Origin of the sequence: Synechococcus sp. CS-1332, from assembly GCF_025127995.1 — a bacterium.
Classification (GTDB): domain Bacteria; phylum Cyanobacteriota; class Cyanobacteriia; order PCC-6307; family Cyanobiaceae; genus Cyanobium.
Map to the genome: position 1 here is coordinate 13,987 of NZ_JAHLYP010000028.1, position 24,894 is coordinate 38,880.

Here is a 24,894-nt window from a genome sequence, read left to right on the forward strand (position 1 = left end):
GCCGGACTTCACAGATGTCTCCCGTGCCATCAACGACGTTGCCTGGTTTCCAGACTCAGTTGCTGCGGGCGCTCCTGCCCGCCACCTGCCGCTTAAACCTGCCGATCTCCAGCTCCAGCACGCCTCCGGTGATGCCCAGCGCCCCGGCGAGATCCCGAAGCTTGCTGTCTTCCTCAGGCTCGATCATGCCGTCGGCACAGGCAACGCGAAAAGCGGCTTCGAGAATCAGTTCGCGGCCGTTGTCATCCAGCCGTGCCCGTTCCTCCCTGAGGCGAGCAAGGAGTTCATCAAACGGTGAGGTTCCAGCCGCGCCGGGGGCGGCATTGGTACGTTGGCGCGCTTCAGCGGCTGCACGGAGTTCCTCGGGATCCGGCCTTTCACCCATGATCTCGGCACAGGTGTCGGCCATGGTCACAAGTTCGGGCGCTTCGATCTCCCCATCCGCCAGGGTGATGTCAATCATGCAGGCCAGCATGAGATCGCGCACCTTGGCCGCGTAGCGATCACCGAGGGACACGGCCCAGCGCAGATCGGAGAGATCCCTTTGCTTGCGCTGGAGCTGGGAGGCCCTGGGATCGCGTTTGCACCCGGTGTGGCCGCCCGAGAGGCTGTCGTAGACGTGGAAAGTGAAGCGTTCCACAAGCTCACGGCAAAAGGCGACCCCACGCACCGAGTTGCCATAGGGGTCCAGGCGGGGAGAGAACGTCGCGAAGCCCATCAGGTTGGGCACCACCACCATCACCGCACCGGCCACGCCGGATTTCGCGGGCAAGCCCACCTCGAGAGTGAACACACCGGCGTTGTCATACATCCCGGCCGCCTGCATCACGGACAGGGTCTTCTTGACCACATCAGTGGGCAGAATCTCCATGCAAGTGATCGGACACACGCCGCCGTTGGCGAGGGTGGCGGCAGCCACCGAGAGCATGTTGGCCGTCATCTCGATGCTGCAGCAGGAGAGATACAGATCGAGCATCTTGTGGAGGTCCACCTGCCGTGGCAGCCCTTTGCCCCCCTGAAGCAGATAGGCAATCGCGAAGTTGTTGTGCGCCGTTTCCCGCTCGGACAGCATCGTCTGCTCACTGAACCGCATCGGCCCAACCCCTCCGCAGAGGGCCGACCAGAGATTCATGATGTCTTCGGTGATCTCCCTGGCATTCTTGTTTGGCCAGCCGGAAGCAACGACCCCGGCGGTCATGATGGCTCCGGCGTTCACGCAGGGGTTGAAGGGACGACTGTCAGGCAGGAGATCGAGCGCGTTGAAGGGGCGCCCGGAGGGCTCGACTCCAACGAACTGATGGGTGAAGTCCGCTCCTTCACGATCAAGCGCATACGCATAGGTGAGAGGTTTGGAAACGGACTGAATCGAGTGATAAACATCAACATCCCCGATCGCCATCCGCTGGCCATCGACCGTACAGATCGCGACCCCCCACTTCTCAGGATCCGCATCCCGCAGGATCGGGATGTAATTGGCATTCGCTCCAGTGAAGTCGAGGGCAACATGGTCGTAGACAGTCTGAATATCGCAGCAGAATTCATCCCAGTCAGGAATAACAAGCTGGCGTCGCAAGACTCGGTTGACCATCATCAACTCGGGACCCACCAGGGCAGCGAAGCTCTCCTGATCGATTGGCCTGCCGCCCAGGGCCGCCAGCCGGTCGATGGTGGTGCGCAGGCGGAAATCGTCAACCGTGATGCCACTCTCGATCAGGCGCGCCTGAATCCTGGCGGCGTCGGTTGTGCCGTTCTCCGAAACACTGTCGAAAAGGGCCTGCATCCGATCCACGGGATCTTCCTGAACGCCAGGCAGGAGGCTATCTGCCTTCCTTCCAAGTCGGACCTCTCCAGGCGGAACCATGCAGCACAGATTGAGTGGCCCCGCCGTTGCGGTGACCGTGAGCTCGTTCCGGGTGTGCTGCCCATGGAGCGGCTCCTTAGCCTGAGCCGGTTCACGGCACCCGATTCGCCGCCCGCAGGAGTCCGCCCCTTGGCCGCAGCGCGCCACATCCTCCTCACCGGCGGCAATTCCGGCATCGGCTTCGAAGCGGCCGTGGTCCTCTGCCGTGCCGGCCACCGCCTCACCCTGCTCTGCCGGGACCGGGCCACCGCCGAGGCGGCCGGCCGGCGGGTGCTGGAGCGGGCCTGTTCAGGCACCTCCCCTGCCGCCGAGGTGTGCGACCTGGGCGATCTGGACACCGTGCGGGCCTGTGCCACCGGCCTGCTGGCCCGGGGGACCCCCATCGACACGCTCGTGCTCAATGCCGGCCTGCAGTACGCCGGTGCCAGCGAGCCGCGGCGCACCGCCCAGGGCCATGAGCTCAGCTTCGGGGTCAACCATCTGGGCCATGTCCTGCTGGCCCACCAGCTGGGGCCCCTGCTGGCGGCCGGACAATCGCCACGGCTGGTGGTCACCGCCAGCGAGGTCCACGACCCCGCCACCGCGGGGGGAAAGGTGGGGGCCCCGGCGGGCCTCGGCGAGCTGGCTGGCCTGCAGCCCGGCAAGGGGACCACGATGGTGAACGGCTCAGATCCGTTCAATGCCGACAAGGCCTACAAGGACAGCAAGCTCTGCAACGTGCTGTTCGCCCGCGAGTTCGCCCGTCGCCTGGAGGCCCAGGGGACGCCTTATCCGGTGATCGCCTGGAGCCCGGGGCTGGTGATTCCGCCCACCAGCGAGGGCGGCTTCTGGCGCTACAGCCGCCAGTCGAATGAGCTGGGGCAGCGGCTGTTCGCCCTGGCGGCCCGCTCGATCCTGCGCCTCACCGAAAGCGTCGAAAACGCCGGCGCCCTGCTGGCCGCCCTGGCCGTCGATGACGCCTACGCCGTTAACGGCTTCACCTACCACCGCAACCGCGTCACGGCCCCGGGCCGGCACGTGTTCGAGGCCACCGCCACCAGCGCCGAGGGCCAGGACCCTGAGCTGGCCTGCCGGCTCTGGGAGGCGAGTGCGGCTCTGGTGGGCGTGGAGGCCGATCGACCTTGACGGGCCTGCCCGAGCGGCTGCTGTTCCTCCCCGGCGCCTCGGGCAACACATCGTTCTGGCGTCCTCTGGAGCAGCGGCTGGCCTGCCGTGCCGAGCGGTTCCATCTGGGCTGGCCGGGCTTCGGCGACACCCCACCCCGGCCGGGGGTCGAAGGATTCGAGGACCTGCTGGCCCTGGTGCTGGAGCCGCTGGATCGCCCCTGCGCCCTGATCGCCCAGTCGATGGGAGGGGTGCTGGCCCTGCGGGCCGCCCTGGCACGGCCCCGGTGGGTGACGCACCTGGTGCTGTGCGCCACCTCCGGCGGACTGCCGATGGCGGAGCTGGGGGCCGCCGACTGGAAGGCTGAGTTCCAGGCCAGCCATCCCCAGCTGCCCGACTGGTTCGCTGCCGATAGGACGGACCTCTCCGGCCGATTGCCAGGCGTGTCGACACCAACCCTGCTGCTGTGGGGCGATGCCGATCCGTTCAGCCCGGTGGCGGTGGGTGAGCGGCTGGCGGTCCTGCTGCCGCACGCCTGCTTGCACGTGATCCCCGGCGGCGACCATGATCTCGGCCTGCATCACGCCGACCGGCTGGCCCCGCTGATCCAGGCCCACCTCAGCAACGCTCACCACGCCGAGGCCGCCCCCATCCCCCCACCATGAGCAAAACCACCAGCCCCTACTGGAATCCGCTGGCGCCGGAGCAGGCGCACCACTGGCGCTGGCTGGAGGGCCTGGAGGGCCAGGTGCAGGAACTGGTGCTCAGCCACGATCAGGTCACCGGGGAACTCACCCGCCTCACCCGCTTCCTGCCAGGGGCCGACACCGCCGGATTCGGGGGCAAGGCCCACGACTTTGCCGAAGAGATCTTCATCGTCAGCGGGCGCCTGTTCGATGCGGCCTTCGGCCTGTGGCTGGAGACGGGGCACTACGCCAGTCGGCCGCCCGGGGAGGTGCATGGCCCCTTTCGCAGCGACGAGGGCTGCCTGGTGCTCGACATCTCCTTCCCCCAGCGAGGAGGGGAAGGATCGTCATGAGCGGGGCCGGCGCAGACCCTGGAGCTCATCCTCCAGCGCAGCGATCCGCTCCTGCAGCGGCCGCAGCTGGGCTTCCAGCTCCGCTGCCGTGAACCGGGGGGTGATGAACTGGGGGCAGTTCCAGTCGAAGGCCACCACCCGGATACGGAAGAGGCGCTCCACCTCCCCCGCAGCCTGAGCTCCCAGCTGCCCCGCCAGCTGAGGATCGGCAGCGAGCGGCACCACCTCGGCCTCGCCGTCGATCTTGAGTCGACGGCGGGCGGGGTAATCCATCAGGAACAGGGCCACCCGCGGGTCGCGGCGCAGATGGCCGGCGGTGAGCAACTGGCGATTGCCGCCGTAATCGGCGAAACCCAGGGTGCCCCCATCGAGCACCCGCAGGAACCCCACCGGCCCGCCCCGGTGCTGCAGGTAGGGGGCACCCGCTTCGGTGAGGCTGGCCAGATAGAAACTGTCGCGGGTGCTGATGAAGGCGATCTCCCTGGCGCTGAGCTGATCGGGCTCCGAGGCCGGTGGCGGCCCGTGGCTCTGGCCGTAGGAGGCGAGCTGGGCCCCCAGGACGGCGGGGGTGAGGTGGCGATGCAGGTAGTGCTGGCTCATGGGTGGAAGCTCCGCTCAGGCCTCCAGGCCCTTCATCCCCACATAGCCCGGCAGTGCCTGGATCCGACCGATCCAGGCGCGAACGTTGGGATAGGGGGCCAGATCGATCCCCCCATCTCCCGCCAGCGCCACATAGGGGAACACGGCGATGTCGGCGATGGTGGGGCGCTCCAGCTCCAGCCAGGGCCGATCGGCCAGGTGCCGCTCCAGCTGATCGAGGATGAAGGCGGCCTTCTCGCTGGCCCGCTCGATCGAGATCGACGTCACGCCGAACAGGTGGTGCAGCCGGGCATTTTCGGGGCCCTGGCGCACCTCGCCGGCGGCGGTGGAAAGCCAGCGCACCACGCGGGCCTGAGCGAGGGGATCGGCGGGCAGCCACTGGCCATCCCCCTGGCGCGCGGCCAGATAGAAGAGGATCGCCTGGGCGTCGCCAAGGGTGGTGCCGTCCTCCTCCAGCACGGGCACCTGGCCAAAGGGATTGAGCGCCAGGAAGGCGGGCGACTTGTGCTCGCCGGCCATCAGATCGACGCGAACCCATGTGAAGGGGACGCCGAGCAGTTCGAGCAGCAGGCGCACCTTGTAGCTGTTGCCGGAGAGTTCATGGCCGTGAAGCTTGATCATGACGTCGAAAGCGAGAGGAGGGAAGGAACCGGAGCCCGACGGCGCAGACAGACCTGTCTGACCAAATAAAAGTAGCAGACCTTTCTGTCTAGTGCGCTAGGGTCAAAACAGTTCATCCGGGTCCATGTCCGCAAGCAGCGCCGCCAACAGGTCCTCCGCCAAGCGGGACGCGCTGCTGGACACCGCCGAGGAACTCTTCACCCGGCAGGGCTATAGGGCCGTGGGCATCGACACGGTGCTGGCCCAGGCCGGGGTGGCCAAGATGACCCTCTACAAGCACTTCAAGTCGAAGGAGGAGCTGATCGCCGCTGTCCTTGAGCAGCGGGGCAGCGCCATTGCCGCGGCCCTGGCCGAGCGCATCGCCGCCGCGCCGGGGGGGCCCAGGCAGCGCCTCCTGGCCGTGTTCGACTGGCTGGCGGAAGCCGTTCGCTCGCCGGAGTTCCACGGTTGCCTGTTCATCAAGGCCGCCAGCGAGTACCCCGCGCCGGAGGATCTGCCGCGCCAGGCGGCAGAGGCCTTCAAGGACAGTTGCCGCCAGCTGCTGGAAGGGCTCTGCCGCGATCTCGCTGTTGCAGACCCCGAGGCTCTGGCCCGTCAGCTGCACCTGTTGCTCGAAGGCACGCTGGTGATGGCCTTCCTGCAGCGGAATCCCCAGGCCGCCAGCGATGCCCGCCGGGCCGCCGAGACCCTGCTGGCCGCCACGCTGAAGATCCCTCAAGAGCGCAGGCCATGAACAGCGGCTGATGACCGGCCCTGCCTGGGGCCTCCCTCTCCCCTGCCATTCGTCAGTTGCGGCAGCCCCCTCTCCGGCAGGACTGTGGGCGCGACTGCAGGACAGCCTTCCCATGCTCCCCTGGTTCCTGGCCGCCCTCACCCTGACGGTGGCGGTGCTGACGGCCTTTCCCCTGGGCCGCCACCTCTGGCAGGTCTTTGACGATCGCCCGCAGCCCGCCTGGGACCCCTGGCTGCTGCCGCTGGAAACGGCGCTGTTGCGCTGGATCGGTGACCGTGGCCAGCCTGCGGCCAACGCTTGGGCCTATCTGCAGCCCCTGCTGGTCGCCAATGCCTGCTTCGGCGGCCTGGCCTACGTGCTGCTGGCCTTCCAACCCGCCTGGCTGAATCCCCTGGGATGGCCGGGTTTGCGCTGGGACCTGGCCCTGCACACCACCCTCTCCTTCCTCACCAACACAGACCAGCAGCACCTCGTGCCCGAGCAGAGTCTGGGCAGCTTCGTGCAGCTGGGGGTGATCCAGTTCCTGATGTTCGTCTCGGCGGCCAGCGGCCTGGCCGTGGGTTTCGCGGTGATCCGGGGCCTGTGCGGCCTGCCCCTGGGCAACTTCCATCGCCAGCTGGTTCGCTCCCTCACCCGGGTGCTGATCCCCGGCAGCCTCCTGCTCGCCCTGCTGCTGCTGTTCTGCGGTGTGCCGATGACCCTGGCCGATCCCCTGCGGATCACCACCCTGGAGGGGGGCAGCCAACTGCTGATCCGTGGCCCGGTGGCCCTGTTCGAAGCGATCAAGCAACTGGGTGAGAACGGTGGCGGCTTCTACGGGGCCAACTCCGCCCACCCCTTCGAGAACCCCAACGGACTGACCAACCTGGTGAGCACCTGGGCGATGGTCGCCATCCCGGCCGCCAGCATCGACGCCTTCGGGCGTTTTCTCGGCAACCGGCGCCAGAGCACCTTGTTGCTGCTGCTGGTCACGGCGCTGATCGCCGTGGGAGCCGCCGTCGCGATGGCGGCCGAGCAGGGGGGCAACCCGGCCCTGGCGGCCTGGCTCAGCGGCCCGAACCTGGAGGGCAAGGAGCTGCGCTTCGGTGCCGGGCTGACGGCGTTCTGGGCCGTTCTCAGCACCGGCTCGATGACGGGTGCCGTCAACGGCGCCATGGACTCGATGCTGCCGCTCTCCAACCTGGTGGCCCTGTTCAACCTGTTCCTGCAGGTGCTGTTCGGTGGCCAGGGCATCGGCATCGCCTACCTGCTGGTGTTCATGGTGCTGGCGGTGTTCCTCACCGGACTGATGGTGGGCCGGACCCCGGAGTTCCTCGGCCGCAAGGTGGAGAAGGCGGAGGTGGTGTGGAGCAGCCTGATCCTGCTGATCCATCCGGTGTTCGTGCTGCTGCCGGCAGCTCTCACCATGGCGGGAGCCACGGACCTGGCGGGGATCAGCAACCCCGGTCCCCACGGCATCAGCCAGGTGGTGTACGAGTACGCCTCGGCGACGGCCAACAACGGCAGCGGCATGGAGGGCCTGGGCGACGGCAGCCTCTGGTGGAACCTCAGCGCCAGCCTCAGCCTGGTGGGTGGCCGCTACCTGCCGATCGCCGCCCTGGTGCTGCTGGCCGATGGCTATGCCCGCAAGCCGGCGCTGCCGCCGGGTCCCGGCACCCTCGCCACCGACACCACCCTGTTCACGGGGGTGCTGGCCGTGGTGCTGCTGATCCTCGGCGCCCTCACCTTCTTCCCCGTGCTCGCCCTCGGTCCGATCGCCGACGCCTTGGTGCTGGCGGGCTGATCGCCGCGCTGCCCGTCCCGTCACTCCCCATCGCCCCACGACTGCTCCGATGACCTCCCTGCCGGCCCGCACGCTCTTTCCCCGCATGCCGCGGGGCCGCCGCGACCAGCGGCGCTACACGCCCCGGCCCCGCCAGAAGGGCCTGGTGCGACGCGCCGCCCTGCAGGCGTTCGTGAAGCTCGACCCCCGCACGGTCGTGGCCAATCCGGTGATGTTCGTGGTCTGGTGCGGCACGGTCGTCTGCCTGCTGGCCACGGTGAGGCCGGATCTGTTCGGCGACGGGGCCGAAGCCAGCGGCCGCCTGTTCAACGCCCTGGTGAGCCTCACCCTGCTGGCGACGCTGCTGTTCGCCAATTTCGCCGAGGCCCTGGCGGAAGGCCGCGGCAAGGCCCAGGCCGATGCCCTGCGCCGCACCCAGGCCCGCACCCAGGCCCGGCTGCTCGATCCCGCCGGCGGCGAACGCCTGGTGGATTCCTCCACCCTGCACAAGGGCGACGTGGTGATGGTGTCGGCTGGCGACACGATCCCCGCCGATGGCGAGGTGATCGAGGGGGTGGCCTCGGTGGATGAATCGGCGATCACCGGCGAATCGGCACCGGTGCTCAAGGAGGCCGGCTCCGACGTGGCCAGCTCGGTCACGGGCGGCACCCGGATCCTCTCCGACCAGCTCACCATCCGCATCAGCGCCGATCCCGGCAAGGGCTTCATCGACCGCATGATCGCCCTGGTGGAGGGGGCCGAGCGCACCAAGACCCCCAACGAAATCGCCCTGACGGTGCTGCTGGCGGTGCTCACCCAGGTGTTCCTGATCGCCGTGGCCACCCTGCCGCCCATGGCCGCCTACCTGGAGGAACCCACGCCGGTGGTGACCCTGGTGGCGCTGCTGGTGGCCCTGATCCCCACCACCATCGGCGGGCTGCTGTCGGCGATCGGCATCGCCGGCATGGACCGGGTGGCCCAGTTCAACGTGATCGCCACTTCCGGCCGCGCCGTGGAAGCCTGCGGAGACATCAACACCCTGGTGCTCGACAAGACCGGCACCATCACCCTCGGCAACCGCCTGGCGGAGGAGTTCCTGGCGGTGGGGGGCCACCGGGAAGCCGAGCTGGCGGAGGTGGCCCTGGCGGCCAGCTGCTTCGACCAGACCCCCGAGGGCAAATCGATCGTGCGCCTGGCGGAACAACGGGGCGCCGTTCTGCCCTTCGCGGTGGAGCGGGCCACGGGCCTCGACTTCTCAGCCCGCACCCGGATGAGCGGCAGCGACGATCCCGCCGGGATCGAGTTCCGCAAGGGGGCCGTGGATGCCATCAAGGGGTTCGTGCGCTCCCGCGGCGGCACGGTGCCGGACGACCTCGATGGGGCCTACGAGCAGGTGTCGCGGCTCGGCGGCACCCCCCTGGCGGCCTGCCGCGGCAACGACATTCTGGGCGTCATCTACCTCAAGGACATCATCAAACCGGGCATCCGCGAGCGCTTCGACCAGCTGCGCCGCATGGGCATCCGCACCGTGATGCTCACCGGCGACAACCCGATCACCGCCGGGGTGATCGCCCGGGAGGCCGGTGTCGACGACTTCATCGCCGAAGCCACCCCCGAGGACAAGATCGCCGTGATCGACCGGGAGCAAAAGCTCGGCAAGCTCGTGGCCATGACCGGTGACGGCTCCAACGATGCCCCGGCCCTGGCCCAGGCCAACGTGGGCGTGGCGATGAACTCCGGCACCCAGGCCGCCAAGGAGGCGGCGAACATGGTGGATCTCGACAGCGATCCCACCAAGCTCATCGACATCGTCACGATCGGCAAGCAGTTGCTGATCACCCGCGGCGCCCTGACCACCTTCTCCCTGGCCAATGACGTGGCCAAGTACTTCGCGATCCTGCCGGCCCTGTTCGCCGGGGTGGGCCTCGGCCCGCTCAATCTGATGGGCCTGGCCAGTCCCCAGTCGGCGATCCTCTCGGCGATGGTGTTCAACGCCCTGATCATCCCGGCCCTGGTGCCCCTGGCCCTCAAGGGGGTGGAGTTCCGGCCCCTGAGTGCCGACCAGCTGCTGCGCCGCAACCTGCTCCTCTACGGCCTGGGGGGCGTGATCAGCCCCTTCGTGGGCATCAAGGCGATCGATCTGGCGATCGGTGCCCTGGGCCTCCTCTGAGCTGCGGCTCGCCCCATCCCCTTTTCAGCCCCCCTTTCCGATGGATCTGCTCAAGCGACCGCTGTTCTGGCTTCCCCTGCTGCTCGCCGCCGGCACGGTGCTGCTCGCCCCCCTGCAGCGGGGCCGGCTGGACAGCCTCCAGAGCCATGCCCTGGCCCTGCTGATCAGCGTCACCCTGGCCCTCTCGGCCTATCTGTTCACCGCCATGGTTCGCCCGGAGAAATTCTGATGAACGCCCTCTCCCGACTCGGCCAGGGGCTGCGCCTCACCCTGGCGCTCTGGCTGCTCACCGTCGTGGTGATCACCCTGCCGATGCTGGGCCTGGCCCGCCTGGTCGCCCCCCAGCAGGCCGAGGGCAGCCTGGTGCGTGCCGGCGGCCGCGTGGTGGGCTCGTCCCTGGTCGGGCAGGCCTTCACGAGCGATCGCTACCTTCAGGGCCGACCCAGCGCCGTGGCCTACGGCAGCGGCGATCCGCCCAGCTCCGGCCCCAGCAACCTGGCCCCGGGCAACCCCGCTCTGGCCCGGCGGGTCGCGGCGGACGCCGCCGCCTGGGCCTCCCGGGGTGTGGCCAGGCCCGCAGCCGATCTGCTCACCAGCTCCGGTTCGGGCCTCGACCCCGACATCAGCCTTGAAGCCGCCAGGCAACAGTTGCCGCGGATCGCCGTGGCCCGCCAGTTGCCACCCGAGCGGCTGGAAGCCCTGCTGCAACGCCAGACCCATCGGCCGTTGCTGGGCCTGGCGAGGCCCCCGCTGGTGAATGTGCTGGCCTTCAATCTCGCCCTCGATCAGCTGGTTCCTTGATCCGCTCCAGCCGCGGCCGCGGCCGCCACAAGGTGTTCATCGGCATGGCCCCCGGCGTGGGCAAGACCTGCCGCATGCTCCAGGAGGGACGGGAGCTGCTCAAGCAGGGCGTCGACGTGGTGATCGGCTTGCTGGAAACCCACGGCCGGCAGGAAACCATCCGCCAGGCCGAGGGACTCGAGCAGGTGCCGCGGAAACAACTGCTGTATCAGGACGTGGCCCTGGAGGAGCTGGATGTGGCCGCCGTGCTGCAGCGACGGCCCCAGCTGGTGCTGGTGGACGAGCTGGCCCACACCAACATCCCGGGCAGCGAACGCCAGAAGCGCTGGCAGGACGTGGAGGCCCTGCTGCTTTCGGGCCTGGACGTGTACTCCACCCTCAACATCCAGCACCTGGAGAGCCTCAACGATCTGGTGGCCGGGCTCACTGGGGTGGTGGTGCGCGAGCGGATTCCCAACCGGGTGCTGGAGCAGGCCGATGAGGTGGTGCTGGTGGATGTCACCCCCGAGACCCTCCAGGAGCGCCTCAAGGAGGGGAAGGTCTATGCGCCGGAGAAAGTCGACCAGGCCCTGGCCAACTTTTTCCAGCGCCGCCACCTGGTGGCACTGCGGGAGCTGTCGCTGCGGGAGGTGGCCGACCGGGTGGAGGAGGAGGAGCCCACGGCCTCGGGCCTGCGGGAGCGGGTGATGGTGTGCCTGTCCACCTACCCGAGTGCGCTGCGGTTGCTGCGGCGGGCCGCCCGCCTGGCCAGCACCATGGATGCGCCGCTGCTGGCGCTGACCATCCAGGATCCCGGCCGGTTCCTCAGCAAGGAGGACAGCCTGATGCTCGAGGAATGCACCACCCTCTGCCAGGACGTGGGCGGCACGTTCATGCGCATCGAAAGCGCCGACGTTCTCGGCACCATCGCCCGGGTGGCCCGCGAGCGGCGCATCACCCAGATCGTGCTGGGTCAGAGCCTGCGCTCCCGCTGGCAGGCGCTGCTGCGCCGACCGATCTCGGAACGGCTGCAGCAACTGCTGCGGGGCCTCAACATCGATCTGCATCTGATCTCCGACAGCTCGCTGCCGGCAGGCACCGAGGATCGATGACTTCGGGCGCCCCGGCGGGAGACAAGGTCCGGCTCACGCGGGTGGCCCGATCGCCGGGGCCCCTCTGGGCACTCACCGTCCTGATCCTGCTGCTGGAGCTGGCCTCCCCCCCGCGGGTCGTGTTCGGCTACCTCTACGTGATTCCGCTGGTGATCGGGGCGCCACACCGCAACCGGCCCCAGGCCCTGGGATTTCTGACGCTCTGCTGCTCGCTCACCCTGCTGAATCTGGTGGTGCCCCTGCGGGATCCCGACTGGATGGCCGTGCTGATCGATCGCCTGCTGGTGTGCATCGCCCTGACGCTGACCACCTTCCTCTGCCTGCACAACCGCCATCTGCTGCGCCAGCAAGTGGACCTGGAGGTCCAGCTGGCCCAGGCCGATCTGCGCAGGGATGTGATCGCCACCCTCGCCCACGACCTCAAGACCCCCGTGCTGGGCACGATCGCCACGGCTCGGATGCTGGCGCTGGAGGCCGATGCGACGGCGGGAAGCCTGCTGGAACGGGGCGTGGCGGCCATCCTGGCCAGCCAGGAGCGGAGCCTGCGGCTGATCGAGGATCTGCTGCGCCTGTTCCGGGCCGATCAGGAGGGACTGCAACTGCAACCGGAAGCCTGCGATCTGGGCCGCCTCGCCAACGAGGCGATCGCAGCGGTGGGGGCGATTGCCCGTGAGCGGTCGGTGACACTGATCCAGAGACAACCCACCGGATCGCAGCCCCTCACCTTGCCGGGGGATGCCAGCGGGCTGCGCCGGCTGCTGGAGAACCTGCTGCTCAACGCCATCAACCACAGCCTGCGGGGCGAGCGGGTCTGGATCGACCTGCAGCGGCTGCCGTCCCAGCTGGTGGTGACCGTGAGCGACCGGGGCCGGGGCTTCCCCGAAGCGAGCCTGCCCCACCTGTTCGAGCGCTTCTACCAGAGCGATCCAGAACAACGGGGCAGCGGGCTCGGCCTCTACCTGTCCCGCCAGATCACAGAAGCCCACGGGGGCAGCATCCAGGCCCGCAACCTGCCCTCGGGGGGGGCCAGCCTGGAGGTGGTGTTGCCGCTGCCGGAGCACGGACCCTGATGCGCGTGCTGATGATCGAGGACGACGAGGCCTTCCGGGTGGGGATCGAAGCGTTCCTGCTGCGCCTGCCGGCAGTCACCGCCGTCCGGGCCGTGAGTGACGGGGAGCAGGGGCTGGAGGCCCTCGCGGCCGCCAGCGCCGACGTCGTGATCCTCGACATCGGCCTGCCCGGCCTGGGGGGCCTGGAGACCTGCCGGCGGATCAGCGACGACCACAACCTGCCGGTGCTGATCCTCACCAGCCAGGAGGACGGCTGCTGGGTTCAGCGGCTCTGGGATGCCGGAGCCAGCGGCTACCTGCACAAGGCCGAGGCCCTGACGCGGCTGGAGACAGCCCTGGCCAGCCTGGAGCAGGGAGCCAGCTGGTGGGACCGCTCCGCCACCCGGGCCCTCCGCACCCGCGAGACCCCGGCGGACAGCACTTCCGCTGAGACGTCCCTGGCCCTGCTGACCCCACGGGAGCGGCAGGTGCTGGCTGCCATGGCCGGCGGGCTCACCAACCGAGAGATCGCCACCAGCCTCGGCCTGGGCACCGGCACGGTGAGGGTCTATCTGCACACCATCTTTCAGAAGCTGCAGGTGAGCAACCGCACCCAGGCGGTGCTCAAGTTTCTTCAGCCGGGCTGATCGACAGGCCGCCGCCCCTTGCAACTGTTCGCACCCGATGGGTGCCCGCCGGCACCCCTCTGCCTAGTCTCCCGGCAACGCTCCTCTCCACCTTCGATGGCCGTCTCTCTGATGCAGGATCCCTCCGGTGGGTCCTCCCTGAAGGTGATCGAGGCGGTGAAGGAGGGGTGGCAGGCCTTCGCCCGGGCCCCCTGGGTGTTCATCGGTTTCACCCTGCTGGCGGGGGTCCTGAGCAGCCTCTGCTCCCTGATCCAGGGCCAGGTGGACCCCGAAGCCGCCGATGCCATCACAACGCTTCAGCTGGTCCGGGTGGTGGTGGGCTCGATCCTCAGCGTGCTGGTGAGCCTGTGGAGCACCACGGGGCTGGTCCGGGGCGCCTGGAGCGCCCTGGCGGGGGTGAAGCCAAGCCTTGGCACCTTCATCCGCTGGGACGGCCAGGCCAGCTGGAGGCTGTTCCGCAATGGCCTGGTGCTGGGGATCCTGTTTGCGGCAGTCCTGGTGGTGGCAGCCCTGGTGGGGGTCGCCGCCGCCCAGCTCAACCAGGTCCTGGCCGTGCTGCCCTTTCTGGTGGCGTTCGCCGTTCTGATCTACCTGGCGGTGAACCAGAAGTTCCTGGCCCAGATCGCCCTGCTGCAGGGGCTCGGACCGATCGAATCGATCACCCGCGGCCGCACCCTGCTCGATCCCCAGTGGGGCTCGGTCCTGTTGCTCGCCCTGGTGGAATTCGCGATCGCCCTGCTGGGCCTGCTGGCCTGCTTCGTGGGGCTGCTGGTGGCGGTGCCTGTGATCCTCTGCACCAGCACGGCGGCCTACCGCCAGGTGTTCGGCACGGAAGACCTCACCGGCCTGCTGGTGGAGCCAGGGGCCTGATCCGGATTCGGATGGGTTTCCTTGCCATGCAGCGATCTCGAAGCGGATGGCCGGAGACGACTCACAGCCAATTTTCAGCGTTCATTCACCCAAACGGCTAAGATCTCCTTAAGATCAGCACGAACAAGCCTCCTCTATGTCCTTGCCGCGTGACGCCGCCGGTGGCGCCGCCTCCGTCCAGAAGCCCGCATTGCCGGGCCTGGAGGAACAGATCCTGGCCTCATGGGCCACCAACGCCGTCGCCTGGACCCGGGCCGTCCGTCGCGGTGAGATCCTCAGCCGCGAACGGGTCACCAACGGGGCCATTCTCGAAGCGATCAGGGATGTTGCGCCGCGCACCCTGCTGGATCTCGGTTGCGGTGAAGGCTGGCTTGCCCATCAGTGCGCCCTCCAGGGCATTGAGGTGCTCGGCACCGACGCCGTGGCCGAGCTCACCGCCATCGCCACGGAAAGCGCCCCGCCCGGCGCCCGCTTCCAGACGCTCACCTACCAGGACATCGCGACCGGCAGCTTGAACGAGCGGTTCGAGGTGGTGGTGGCCAACTTCTCCCTGCTGGGGGATCGCAGCCTCGGCGAGCTGTCCAGTCCCTGCCGAAGCTGCTCACCCCCGGTGGCTGCTTTCTGGTGCAGACCCTGCACCCCATGCTGATCTGCACCGACCATCCCTACGAAGATGGCTGGCGGGAGGGCTCCTGGTCAGGCTTCTCCCCGTCTTTCCGGACTCCGGCTCCCTGGTACTTCCGCACTCTGGAATCGTGGTCGCGGCTCTTCCGCCATCACGACCTCGAGCTCAAGGAGATGCGCGAACCGCTTGATCCCCTCAGCGGCCAGCCCGCCTCAGTGATCTTTCGCGCCACCACCAAGAACGCCGCCTGAGCCGCCTCAAGGCCCTGCCGCCGACTCAGCGCAGGCAGGCCATCGGATGGCGGGGCGCCACCCCCAGGGCCTTGGCCACCCCGGGATGGCACACCGCCCCATCCACGGTATTCAGACCAGAGAGCAGCTCGGGCCGGTCGGTGACCGCCTCGAGCAGGCCCCGTCCCGCCATCACCAGGATGTAGGGGAGGGTGACGCTCACCAGGGCCTCGGTGGAGGTGAAGGGCACGGCGCCGGGCATGTTGCCCACGGCGTAGTGCTGCACGCCGTGGATGGTGACCACAGGATCGGTGTGGGTGGTTTCACGGCTGGTGGCGATGCAGCCCCCCTGGTCGATGGCCACATCGACGATCACCGACCCCGGCCGCATGCGCTGCACCAGCTCCTCCCCCACCAGGGTGGGAGCCCGGCCGCCGGGCAGGAGCACGGCGCCGATCAGCAGGTCGGCCCCCGGCACCAGCCGCTCGATCAGGCTGCGGCTGCTCACCAGGCCGGTCATCCGGCCGCGCCGGGCGGCTTCCAGCCCCCGCAGGCGGTGTGGTGAGCGATCCAGCAGGAACACCTCCGCATCCATCGCCGCGGCGATGCGGGCCGCGTTCCAGCCCACCGTGCCGGCCCCCAGCACCACAACCCGGGCTGGCCGCACACCCGTGCAGCCCCCGATCAACACGCCACGCCCCCCGTGGGGCTTCTCCAGCAGGTGGGCCCCCACCTGGGCCGCCAGCCGTCCTGCCACCTCGCTCATCGGCGCCAGCAGCGGCAGGCTGCCGTCCTCGAGCTGCACCGTCTCGTAGGCCACCGCCGTGGTGCCCGCCTCCAGCAAGGCCCGGCCCACCTCGGGGTAGGCCGCCAGGTGCAGGTAGGTGAACAGCACCAGGTCGCTGCGCAGGAAGGCAAATTCCTGGGGCTGGGGCTCCTTCACCTTCACCACCAGATGGGCGGCCCAGGCCTCCTCACAGCTGACGGTGCGGGCGCCGGAGGCGCGGTAGTCGTCGTCGCTGATGCCGGCCCCCAGGCCGGCCCCCTCCTGGACGCGCACTTCCATGCCCTGGGACACCAGCTCATGGACGCCGTCGGGGGTAAGGGCCACCCGCTGCTCGTCGCGCTTGATTTCCGTGGGCACACCGATGCTCGCCATCGGAGAGGCCAGGGGTGCCGGGCCGGGAGCTGGCATGGGCCGAAAAGGGTTGCCGCCCGAAAGCGATCGTGGCCAAACCCTAGGCCGAGGCGATGGGCATCCGCCAGCCACTGCCGAAGGCCCGGTCGCTCACCTTGAGGACCGGCGCGGCCTGGCGTCGCTTGAACTCGGCCCGCCGCAGCAATCCGGCCACCCGCGCCACCAGCTCCCGGTCCGCCCCCTCGGCCACCAACTCCTCCGGCGCGCGCAGCTCCTCGATGCAGGCCTTCAGCAGGGGATCGAGCACGGCGTAGTCGGGCAGGGAGTCGCTGTCGCGCTGGTCGGGGCGCAGCTCGGCGCTGGGGGGCTTGGTGCGGATCGCCGCGCCGATCAGCTCCCCTTCCGGGGGGAGCCCGAGGGCGGCGCGGCAGGGGCCGGAGGCCGCCCCATCCAGCCAGTCACAGAGCCCGGAAATGGTGGTCTTGTAGAGGTCGCCGATCACCGCCAGGCCACCATTCATGTCGCCGTAGAGGGTGCAGTAGCCCACCGCCAATTCCGATTTATTGCCGGTGGAGAGCAGCAGACCGCCCTTCTCGTTGGCCACCGCCATCAGCAGCGTCCCCCGGATCCGCGACTGCAGGTTTTCTTCGGTGACCCCCCGCGGTGGCGCCCCCAGCTCGGGGGTGAGGGCGGCGGCGAAGGCCTCCATCAGCGGGTCGATCGGCAGGGTGGCGGTGCGCAGTCCGAGCCGCCGGGCCAGGGCGTCGGCGTCGTCGAGGGAGCCGGCTGAGCTGAACGGGGAGGGCATCCGCAGCCCCTCCACCCGGTCAGGACCGAGGGCCGCGGCGGCGATCACCGCCACCAGGGCCGAATCGATGCCGCCGCTGAGCCCCAGCAGGGCCCGCTGGAAGCCGCACTTGGCGGCGTAATCGCGCACCCCCAGCACCAGCACCCGCAGCAGCTGCTCCCAGGGGTCCGGGGGAGCCGGAACGGGCGCCGTGGCCACGGCGGGGGCAGCCTCCCAGAGGCCTAGGTCTTCGGCGGCGCAGGCCAGCCGCAGCAGCGGCCGCCCCGATTCCGCCACCACGAAGCTGGCACCGTCGAAGACCAGCTCATCGTTGCCGCCCACCTGGTTGAGGTAGACCACCGGCACCCCGAGCCGGGCCGCCGCCCTCGCCGCCAGGGCCTGGCGCACCTCCCCCTTGCCGCGGCCGAAGGGGGAGGCCGAGAGGTTGAGCAGCAGGTCGATCCGGCCCGGCTCCAGATCGGCGATCGGGTCCACCGCATCCGGCCAGCGGCTGCGCAGGTTCTCCTCCACCCAGAGGTCCTCGCAGATGGTCAGGCCCAGCCGCCAGGGGCGGCCGCCGGCCTCCAGCTCCAGCACCGCCGGGGCGTCGCCGGGCAGGAAGTAGCGGCGCTCATCGAAGACGTCGTAGGTGGGCAGCAGGCGCTTGCGACAGACATGGCGCCAGCGGCCCCGCTGCACCAGGGCCAGGGCGTTGTACAGGCCAGGCTGGCGCTGGCCAACAGCCGGCTCCGCCACCCCCACCAGCAGGGCCAGTCCGCCTGGGCAGGCTGCCGCCAGGGACGCAAGCACCTGCTCCTGGCGCTGGATCAGGGCAGGGCGCAGCAGCAGGTCCCGCGGCGGGTAGCCCCACAGCGACAGCTCGGGGGTGAGCACCAGGTCGGCCCCGCCGGCCCGGGCGCGCTCGGCGGCCGCCAGGATCCGCTGGCCGTTGCCCTCCAGATCGCCCACCAGGGGATTGAGCTGGGCCAGGGCGAGGCGCATCAGGGCTCGGAAAGGCCGTAGAGATTGTGCTGCAGCAGCACGGGCCAGAGTTCGGACGGTACCTGGGCGGGATCGGGCCGCTCCCGGATCCGGGAGCTTGCGCTGGGCGGGATCGCCAGGGGCAGCAGGTCGAGGGTGGCCCCCAGGCTCTGCAGCCGCTCCAGATCCGCCGGCTGCAGCGGCCAGCCCTCCCGGCGGGCAATGCCGAGCCGGCAGCTCCGCAGCAGCGCGTCGGCCTGCTTCCAGCGGGGAATCTGGCCGGCCAGGTCGCTGCCCACCACGAACACCAGCTCCCGCTGGGGCCAGCGGGCTCGGGCCCGCTCCAGGGTCTCCACCGCCCAGGGGCTGCTGAGCTCGGGCTCGAGGCTGAGCTGGGGGTCGTCGATGGCGCCCACCAGGGCGGCCAGCAGGGCGGTGCGCACCTCCAGGGGGGCGCCGTGCTGCTTGAGGGGGTTGTCGCTGGCCCAGGTGACCACCTGGGGGAACAGCCCCAGCAACCCCTCCAGCAAGGCCCGGTGGCCACGGGTGGGGGGATCGGCGCTGGTGCCGAACAGGGCGAGACGGGTTGCGGGGGGGGTCACGGCTGGAGGCCGCCGCCGGCGGTCCGCTCCCCCCCCTCCATCTGCCACTCGCTCAGCCAGCGACGGGTTTCCGGGTCCTGCCGCACGAGCCGGCGCAGCAGGGCCCCTGGCTGGCCGGCGGCGGTGGTGCTGCGCAACAGTTCGGCGGCTGCCAGCCGGCCCGTTCGCCGGGTGGTGTGGACCGCCAGGGCCGCCTGGGCCAGGGCCACCGGCGCCGCCGGCGCCAGGCTGAGTCCGCCGCTCAGGGGCGCCGCCAGCAGCAGCAGCTGGCGCAGACCGCCCAGCAGCAGCTGCAGGCCCAGCTGGGCGCCCCCCAACAGGGCGTTGTGGCCGCCCAGGCGGGTGAGCAGCGTACGGGCGCCGCTGCGGGTCATCGGCAGGCCATAAAGCTGGCAGAGCTGGACCACCAGGGCGCTGTCGCAGGCCAGACCGCCGGCCAGATCGAGCAGCAGCAGGGGGTTGGCGGCCACCCCCGTGGCCTTGAGGGCCGCGAAGCGACCGATCAGGCCCTGGGCCTGGCGGCGGCCATGGCGCAATCGGCAGCGGTGCAGGGCCTGGCTGAAACGGTCGGCGGCCCGCAGGGCATTGAGGGCCAGCAGCAGCTCCCCGTGGCGCTCCATCAGGCCGATGAGCTCCCGTCGCAGGGGCTCCACCCGGGGAGGGGCCGGCTCGCTGCGCACCCGGCCATCGGCACGCAGCCGGGCTGCTCGGGGGGCGGCCGCCACGGCCAGGGGCCGAAGGTTGCGGGCCCCCGCCGGCAGGCGCCGGCCGATGCTGGCCAGCAGGGCGTCGCGCTCGGCCTCAGGCCAGCAGTCGCTGCGGTTGAGCACCAGCAGCAGGGGCTTGCCGGAGGCCAGCAGATCGTCGAGGGCCTCGGCCTCCATCACAGTGAGGTCGCTGTCGATCACCAGCAGCACCAGGTCGGCCCCCACCGCCACCCGGGCCGCCAGGCGGGCGCGGGCGGCGGCGGCGATCTCGTCGATGCCGGGGGTGTCCACCAGGTCGACCCCCTCCAGACCGGCCAGCGGCTGGCCCCAGGCCTGCTGCTGCTGGTGACGGGTGCAGCCATGGGCCACGTCGGTGGCGAAGTGCTCCTCCCCGAGCAGGGCATTGAGCAGGCTCGACTTGCCCACCCCCACCCGGCCGAACACCGCCACCCGCGGCCGGCGGCGACGCAGGCGTTCCAGCTGGCGATCAAGGCTGGCCAGTTCCGGCGCCAGGGCCGCCTGCTCCCGGCCGCTGAGCGCCAGCCCGGACCGCCAGCGGGCCAGCAGCTGCCTGCAGCGCTCGGCGGCGGGGGGGGCGACCAGGGGGACCGGTACCGCCATCGTCACGGGGTGGTCTCGGCGGCGGCGGGCCGGCGCCACCAGCCCGCCAGCACGGCCAGCACCGCCTCGGGCCCGATCACCCCCACAAAACCGCCGAACTCGTCCACCACCACCCGCACCCTGGGGCCGTTGCGGCGGAAGCTGGTCAGTAGCCTGTCGGCCCGGATCATCTCCGGCACGAACTCCACCGGTTCGCAGAGATCAGCGGCCTGGCTGGCGCCACGGCACTCCACCAGGGCCGTGAGCAATTGCTCGCGGCTGGCCACCCCCAGCACCTCATCCACCTCCTCGCCCAGCACCACCCACCAGGCGGTGGCATGGCGCAACAGGGTGGAGCGCTGCTCATCGAGGCTCTGGTGGCCCGCCAGGGTGGGGGCCGAGACCCGGGGCAGCATCAGGTCCCTGGCGGTGAGGTCGTTCAACTGGAACACCTTGGCGATCATGGCGGCCTCATCGGCCTCGATCTGGCCCTTCTGGGATCCGAGCCGCGCCAGCAGCCGGATTTCCTCCTCGTCGGTGCTGATCTCGTTCTGGGCGGTGATGGCCGGCAGGATCCGCTCCAGCAGTAGCACCAGGGGCAGCATCAGCTTGGTGAACACCCCCAGGGCAGGGGCACTGGCCAGGGCCACCGGCAGGGCCAGCTTGCTGCCGATCGCCTTGGGCAGGATCTCCCCCAGCAGGATCACCAGCACGGTGAGCCCAACGGAGAACAGGGGCAACGCCAGCCCCTTGACGCCCTGGCGGACGAACACGGCGCTGGCGAAGCCGCCCACCATCAGGCTGCCGAAGATGTTGAAGACGTTGTTGGCGATCACCAGCACCGCCAGGGTGCGGCCCAGTCGCAGCCGCAGGGCCTCCAGCCGCCGGGCCCCCGGCACCGGCCGGGTGCGGCTGGCCAGCTCATGCACCTTCACCGGATTGACGGTGAGCAGGGCTGCTTCCACCCCCGAGCTGATGAACGAACCCACCAGCATCACCACCACCGCCAGCACCAGGAGCAGGAGATCGTTCATCCGCGGGTGATGGAAACAGTGGAGGGCGGCACGCGCAGGTTCGGGGGGATCACGTGTATTTAATCGGCTGTGCCATCTTCTCGCTGTACATCCCTTCACCGCGATGCCGCCGACCCCCCCGATCGACGCCGCCCTGCTGGCCCGCCGTCGCCAGCGGTTCCTGCAGCAGCTGGACGGCGTGGCCGCTGTGATCCCGGGGGCGGCGCTGGTGACCCACCACGCCGACGTGGAGCATGCCTTCCGCCAGAACAGCGACTTCTGGTACCTCACCGGCTTCGATGAGCCCGGTGCCGTGGCGCTGTTCCTGCCCCACCGGCCCGACAACCCCTTCGTGCTGTTCGTGGAGGCGAAGGATCCCGGTGCCGAGGTCTGGAACGGTTTCCGCTGGGGTTGCGAGGGGGCCGTCACCAGCTTCGGCGCCGACCTGGCCCACCCCCGCAGCGAACTGGCCGAGCGGCTGCCGGAGTATCTCGACGGCGCCGAGGGGATCGCCTTCCGGGTGGGCCGCCATCCCCAGGTGGAGCCCCTGGTGCTGGCCGCCTGGGGGCGCCAGCTGGATCGGGCCCCCCGCAGCGGCAAGGCCGCCCTGGGGCTGGTGGCCCCCTGCCCGCTGCTGCACGAGCTGCGACTGCGCAAGGACCCCGAGGAACTGGCCCGCCTGCGCCAGGCCGCCCGCATCTCCGCCGAGGCCCACGAGCTGGCCCGGCGGGTGGTGCGGCCCGGCCTCAGCGAACGGCAGGTGCAGGCGGTGATCGAGCAGCACTTCCTTGAGCAGGGGGCCCGCGGCCCGGCCTACGGCTCGATCGTGGCCGGTGGCGACAACGCCTGCGTCCTCCACTACACCTCCAACGCCGATGTCCTGCGGGACGGCGACCTGCTGCTGATCGATGCCGGCTGCAGCCTCGACGACTACTACAACGGCGACATCACCCGCACCTTCCCCGTCAACGGACGCTTCAGCGGCGAGCAACGGGCCCTCTACGAGCTGGTGCTGGCCGCCCAGGAGGCGGCCGTGGCGGCGGTGGCCCCCGGCCAGACCGCCGAAGGGGTGCACGACACCGCCGTACGGGTGCTGGTGGAGGGGTTGGTCGAGCTGGGCCTGCTCAGCGGCGCGGTGGACGGCCTGATCGAACAGGGGGCGTACCGCCATCTGTACATGCACCGCACCGGCCACTGGCTGGGGCTCGATGTCCACGATGTGGGGGCCTACCGGCTGGGCGAGCACCACGTGGCGCTCGAGCCGGGCATGGTGCTCACCGTGGAGCCCGGCCTCTATGTGAGCGACCGGCTGGCGGTGCCCGAGGGCCAGCCGGCCATCGAGGAGCGCTGGAAGGGCATCGGCATCCGCATCGAGGACGACGTGGCGGTGAGCGACCACGGCCATGAGGTGCTCACGGCCTCCGCCCTCAAGGCGCCGGCGGCGATGGAGCGCTGAACAGCTCCAGCACCTGGCGGGTGGAGCCCAGCACCCGGTCGGCCCCCGCCTGGTGCAGCTGGGCCTCATACCGCTGGCGATCGGCCTGCCGCCCCGGCTCGTGCAAGTGGGGGGGCGCCACCGCCAGGGCCTCGAAACGCTGGCCCGGCACCCTGGCGCGGGCCTGGCGCACCGTTTCCACATCGGCCACCGTGTCGCCGAGGTAGGCCACGGGCGGGGCGCCGGCGCCCAGGGGCACCCCCGCCAGGCGGGCCGCCAGGGCCAGCAGGCCGGTGGGATCGGGCTTGTCGGGGGCCTGGCCCATGGCGATCAGGGGCGGCGCCACCAGGCCCAGCCGCTGCTCCAGCACGAAGCGGGCGGACGGGGGCTCGGCGCCACTGACGAAGCCCCAGGCGATCCCCCGGTCGCTGAGGGCAGCGAAGAACGGCCCATCCACCAGCAGGGGCTCGCTGCCGATGAAGCCGCGCCAGAGCCCGGGATCCCCCTCCGGATCGCCACCGAAGTAGTTGCCGCTGAACGCCGCCACCAGCTCCCCCCAGGCGGGCAGGGGGGCCATGCCGCGGCGGCGCAGCAGCTCCATCGAGGCCTGCCAGTCGTTGTTCCAACGGCCTTCGCCCTTGAGGGCGTCGATGGCGGCAGGCTCGGGGGCCCAGCCGCTGAACTGCCGCACGGTTTCGACGATGGCGCGCCGGTAGCTGCCGCCCACATCCCTGATCACGCCGTCGATGTCGAAGAGGAGGACGGCGCGGGGGACGGCGGGGGCGGCCAGGGGGGTTGCTGCGAATCGGCTGGTAAGTTAATCGTTTGCTAGTTCTCCTTGAGCGCCGAAACCGTGACAGCCCCTGAGAGTGCCGAGGTCGCTGCAGTCAGCGCCGTCCCCGCGGCCATCGCCGCCGACACCACCGAGGGTCGTCCGGTGCTGCGCGGCGGCAGTGCCGCCCTGGCCACCGCCACCATCGACGAGGACGGTGTGCCTTCCGGCTACACCCCCAAGGCCGACGAAGGCCGCTTCATGGTGAAGATCCTCTGGCTGCCGGACAACGTCGCCCTGGCGGTGGACCAGATCGTCGGTGGCGGCCCCAGCCCCCTCACCGCCTACTTCTTCTGGCCCCGGGAAGACGCCTGGGAAACCCTCAAGGGTGAGCTCGAGGCCAAGAGCTGGATCACCGACAACGAGCGGGTCGAGATCCTCAACAAGGCCACCGAGGTGATCAACTACTGGCAGGAGGAAGGGCGCGGCAAATCCCTCGATGAAGCCAAGCTCAAGTTCCCCGACGTCACCTTCTGCGGGACCGCCTGAGTCCCGTGTGCCCTGGGCGGTTCAGCCGCCTTGGGCCTCCCGTTCGAACTGTTCAGCGGCCGCGGCCGTGTCCGGGCTCGCGAACAGCGCTTCGGCAATGGCCGGACTGATCGTGTGGTGGGCCAGGCCGGCAGCGGCCAGGCGGGCCAGATCCCCCGGCTGGCGCAGGCTGGCCACCAGCAGGCGGGTGCTGGAGCCCACCCCGTCAAGAGCGCGCTGCATGGCGATCAGCTCCCCATGGCCATCGCGGCCGAGATCGCCGATGCGGCCCAGGTAGGCGGCGATGCCATCGGCCCCGAGGGCGGCGGCCACCAGCACCTGGGCCACCTCGTAGCAGGCGGTGAACGTCACGGGCACCCCTTCGGCGATCAGCTGCCGCGCCACCTCGGCCCCACCCCGGGTGATCGGCACTTTCACGAACACCCGCTGGGGATCGAGGGCCGCCAGGGCCCGGCCGGTGGCCAGCTGCTGTTCCCCATCAGCGCCCCAGGTCTGCAGATGCAGCTCGCGGCAGCCCAGGGCAGCAGCGCGCTGAGCCAGCCGCCCCAGGTGATCGATGCTGCAGGGCTGGCCGGCCCGCCGCAGCAGGGTCGGGTTGGTGGTGACGCCCTGGAACAGGCCGCTGGGCAGCCAGCGCTCCCACTCCAGGGGATCGGCGCAATCGAGCAGCAGACGCAAGGCCATGGGGGTCAGGGGGTAGTGGGAGCCGGGGACAGGGCCCACTGCCGGTCAAGGGCCTCCAGCAGGGCCGGGCAGGCGCCGAGGGCCTGTAGAGGGCGGTGGGGTTTGGCCGGTGCCGGTTGGGCCGCTGCAGGCTTTTCCTCCGTTGGATCGGCAGCAGGCAGATCCGCCGCGATCAGGGCCGCCAGGGGATCCGTGACGGCTGCGGCTTTCAGTCGGCCTGGATCCTGCCGGCCCTGGCGCAGGGCGACGAACAGCTCGCGGCGGCGGCGCAACTCCAGGGGAAGGGAGGCCGGCTGGCTGCAGAGGCGCTCCACCTCGGCAAGGGCGGCCCGAAGCCCGGGGGAGGTGGGCGCCGCCTGCGGCGGGGGCTGGGTTCGGGGCCAGACCAGGGCCAGCCAGCCCGCACCGGCGGCGGCCAGGGCC

27 protein-coding genes are annotated in these 24,894 nt (G+C 70.3%); 16 read left to right on the forward strand and 11 right to left on the reverse strand.

Annotated elements, in window-relative coordinates:
* Positions 1-55: 55 nt before the first annotated feature.
* Positions 56-1,780, reverse strand: coding sequence for a glutaminase A (gene glsA, locus KQ305_RS05635; protein WP_259724440.1), 1,725 nt, complete (start codon positions 1,778-1,780; stop codon positions 56-58).
* A 144-nt stretch (positions 1,781-1,924) separates the two neighbouring features.
* Between glsA and KQ305_RS05640 the strand changes: the two genes are divergently transcribed.
* Genes KQ305_RS05640 through KQ305_RS05650 form a run of 3 tightly spaced genes read left to right on the forward strand, consistent with a single transcriptional unit; the run spans position 1,925 to position 4,004 of the window.
* On the forward strand, positions 1,925-2,986 hold the full coding sequence (locus KQ305_RS05640) for an SDR family NAD(P)-dependent oxidoreductase (protein WP_311134321.1): 1,062 nt from the start codon (positions 1,925-1,927) through the stop codon (positions 2,984-2,986).
* On the forward strand, positions 2,983-3,630 hold the full coding sequence (locus tag KQ305_RS05645) for an alpha/beta fold hydrolase (protein WP_259724441.1): 648 nt from the start codon (positions 2,983-2,985) through the stop codon (positions 3,628-3,630). Before KQ305_RS05640 ends, KQ305_RS05645 begins: the two co-directional genes overlap by 4 nt.
* Entirely contained in the window at positions 3,627-4,004 is a 378-nt protein-coding gene (locus tag KQ305_RS05650) for a cupin domain-containing protein (RefSeq protein ID WP_259724442.1), read from the forward strand. Before KQ305_RS05645 ends, KQ305_RS05650 begins: the two co-directional genes overlap by 4 nt.
* Here the strand turns inward: KQ305_RS05650 and KQ305_RS05655 are convergent.
* Both KQ305_RS05655 and KQ305_RS05660 read right to left on the reverse strand, forming a co-directional pair.
* Complete coding sequence (locus tag KQ305_RS05655; protein ID WP_259724443.1) at positions 3,999-4,604, reverse strand: pyridoxamine 5'-phosphate oxidase family protein; 606 nt, start codon at positions 4,602-4,604, stop codon at positions 3,999-4,001. The genes KQ305_RS05650 and KQ305_RS05655 overlap by 6 nt on opposite strands.
* A 15-nt stretch (positions 4,605-4,619) precedes the next feature.
* Entirely contained in the window at positions 4,620-5,225 is a 606-nt protein-coding gene (locus KQ305_RS05660) for a glutathione S-transferase family protein (RefSeq protein ID WP_259724444.1), read from the reverse strand.
* A gap of 124 nt (positions 5,226-5,349) precedes the next feature.
* Between KQ305_RS05660 and KQ305_RS05665 the strand changes: the two genes are divergently transcribed.
* From KQ305_RS05665 to KQ305_RS05715, 11 genes are all read left to right on the forward strand, one after another.
* Positions 5,350-5,958, forward strand: a complete 609-nt coding sequence (locus tag KQ305_RS05665) for a TetR/AcrR family transcriptional regulator (RefSeq protein ID WP_259724445.1) — start codon at positions 5,350-5,352, stop codon at positions 5,956-5,958.
* Positions 5,959-6,070: 112 nt separating this feature from the next.
* Positions 6,071-7,741 carry a potassium-transporting ATPase subunit KdpA gene (kdpA, locus tag KQ305_RS05670; RefSeq protein WP_259724446.1) on the forward strand — a complete coding sequence of 557 codons (1,671 nt, stop codon included), beginning with the start codon at positions 6,071-6,073 and terminating at the stop codon, positions 7,739-7,741.
* A 49-nt stretch (positions 7,742-7,790) separates the two neighbouring features.
* A complete protein-coding gene (gene kdpB, locus KQ305_RS05675; protein WP_259724447.1) occupies positions 7,791-9,890 on the forward strand; it encodes a potassium-transporting ATPase subunit KdpB in 2,100 nt (699 codons plus the stop codon).
* A gap of 40 nt (positions 9,891-9,930) precedes the next feature.
* On the forward strand, positions 9,931-10,119 hold the full coding sequence (locus tag KQ305_RS05680) for a potassium-transporting ATPase subunit F (RefSeq protein ID WP_094587289.1): 189 nt from the start codon (positions 9,931-9,933) through the stop codon (positions 10,117-10,119).
* Complete coding sequence (gene kdpC / locus KQ305_RS05685; RefSeq protein ID WP_259724448.1) at positions 10,119-10,691, forward strand: K(+)-transporting ATPase subunit C; 573 nt, start codon at positions 10,119-10,121, stop codon at positions 10,689-10,691. The genes KQ305_RS05680 and kdpC overlap by 1 nt, the downstream gene beginning before the upstream one ends.
* Positions 10,688-11,782 carry a sensor histidine kinase KdpD gene (locus KQ305_RS05690; protein WP_259724449.1) on the forward strand — a complete coding sequence of 365 codons (1,095 nt, stop codon included), beginning with the start codon at positions 10,688-10,690 and terminating at the stop codon, positions 11,780-11,782. The genes kdpC and KQ305_RS05690 overlap by 4 nt, the downstream gene beginning before the upstream one ends.
* A complete protein-coding gene (locus KQ305_RS05695) occupies positions 11,779-12,852 on the forward strand; it encodes a sensor histidine kinase KdpD (protein WP_259724450.1) in 1,074 nt (357 codons plus the stop codon). Before KQ305_RS05690 ends, KQ305_RS05695 begins: the two co-directional genes overlap by 4 nt.
* On the forward strand, positions 12,852-13,478 hold the full coding sequence (locus KQ305_RS05700; RefSeq protein WP_259724451.1) for a response regulator transcription factor: 627 nt from the start codon (positions 12,852-12,854) through the stop codon (positions 13,476-13,478). Before KQ305_RS05695 ends, KQ305_RS05700 begins: the two co-directional genes overlap by 1 nt.
* Positions 13,479-13,574: 96 nt before the next feature.
* Positions 13,575-14,348: a hypothetical protein gene (locus KQ305_RS05705; protein WP_259724452.1), complete on the forward strand. Its 774-nt coding sequence runs from the start codon at positions 13,575-13,577 to the stop codon at positions 14,346-14,348.
* A gap of 136 nt (positions 14,349-14,484) precedes the next feature.
* Entirely contained in the window at positions 14,485-14,997 is a 513-nt protein-coding gene (locus tag KQ305_RS05710; protein ID WP_259724453.1) for a trans-aconitate 2-methyltransferase, read from the forward strand.
* Positions 14,991-15,224: a hypothetical protein gene (locus KQ305_RS05715; protein ID WP_259724454.1), complete on the forward strand. Its 234-nt coding sequence runs from the start codon at positions 14,991-14,993 to the stop codon at positions 15,222-15,224. Before KQ305_RS05710 ends, KQ305_RS05715 begins: the two co-directional genes overlap by 7 nt.
* 25 nt (positions 15,225-15,249) lie before the next feature.
* Here the strand turns inward: KQ305_RS05715 and ald are convergent, their stop codons facing one another.
* The 5 genes from ald to KQ305_RS05740 are packed head-to-tail and all read right to left on the reverse strand — an operon-like array spanning position 15,250 to position 21,052.
* A complete protein-coding gene (gene ald, locus KQ305_RS05720) occupies positions 15,250-16,398 on the reverse strand; it encodes an alanine dehydrogenase (RefSeq protein WP_259724455.1) in 1,149 nt (382 codons plus the stop codon).
* A 43-nt stretch (positions 16,399-16,441) separates the two neighbouring features.
* On the reverse strand, positions 16,442-18,130 hold the full coding sequence (locus KQ305_RS05725) for an NAD+ synthase (protein WP_259724456.1): 1,689 nt from the start codon (positions 18,128-18,130) through the stop codon (positions 16,442-16,444).
* Positions 18,130-18,711, reverse strand: a complete 582-nt coding sequence (locus KQ305_RS05730; RefSeq protein WP_259724457.1) for a nicotinate-nucleotide adenylyltransferase — start codon at positions 18,709-18,711, stop codon at positions 18,130-18,132. The genes KQ305_RS05725 and KQ305_RS05730 overlap by 1 nt, the downstream gene beginning before the upstream one ends.
* Complete coding sequence (locus tag KQ305_RS05735) at positions 18,708-20,039, reverse strand: GTP-binding protein (RefSeq protein ID WP_259724465.1); 1,332 nt, start codon at positions 20,037-20,039, stop codon at positions 18,708-18,710. Before KQ305_RS05735 ends, KQ305_RS05730 begins: the two co-directional genes overlap by 4 nt.
* 2 nt (positions 20,040-20,041) lie before the next feature.
* Positions 20,042-21,052 (reverse strand): CNNM domain-containing protein, encoded by a 1,011-nt coding sequence (locus tag KQ305_RS05740; protein WP_259724458.1) that lies wholly within the window; start codon positions 21,050-21,052, stop codon positions 20,042-20,044.
* Between the two features lie 103 nt (positions 21,053-21,155).
* On the opposite strand from KQ305_RS05740, the gene KQ305_RS05745 reads away from it, so the two are divergent.
* The gene (locus KQ305_RS05745; RefSeq protein ID WP_259724459.1) at positions 21,156-22,487 is read left to right on the forward strand and encodes an aminopeptidase P N-terminal domain-containing protein; all 1,332 of its coding nucleotides are present in this window, start codon (positions 21,156-21,158) and stop codon (positions 22,485-22,487) included.
* On the opposite strand, the gene KQ305_RS05750 is transcribed toward KQ305_RS05745, so the two are convergent.
* A complete protein-coding gene (locus KQ305_RS05750; protein WP_399230725.1) occupies positions 22,459-23,205 on the reverse strand; it encodes an HAD family hydrolase in 747 nt (248 codons plus the stop codon). The genes KQ305_RS05745 and KQ305_RS05750 overlap by 29 nt on opposite strands.
* A gap of 99 nt (positions 23,206-23,304) precedes the next feature.
* On the opposite strand from KQ305_RS05750, the gene KQ305_RS05755 reads away from it, so the two are divergent.
* Positions 23,305-23,787 (forward strand): 30S ribosomal protein PSRP-3, encoded by a 483-nt coding sequence (locus KQ305_RS05755; protein WP_399230728.1) that lies wholly within the window; start codon positions 23,305-23,307, stop codon positions 23,785-23,787.
* Between the two features lie 21 nt (positions 23,788-23,808).
* Here KQ305_RS05755 and KQ305_RS05760 read toward each other — a convergent pair whose 3' ends face one another.
* Both KQ305_RS05760 and KQ305_RS05765 read right to left on the reverse strand, forming a co-directional pair.
* Positions 23,809-24,471 carry a transaldolase family protein gene (locus KQ305_RS05760; RefSeq protein WP_259724460.1) on the reverse strand — a complete coding sequence of 221 codons (663 nt, stop codon included), beginning with the start codon at positions 24,469-24,471 and terminating at the stop codon, positions 23,809-23,811.
* Positions 24,472-24,476: 5 nt separating this feature from the next.
* The coding region (locus tag KQ305_RS05765; protein ID WP_259724461.1) for a hypothetical protein at positions 24,477-24,894 on the reverse strand (418 nt) is incomplete at its 5' end.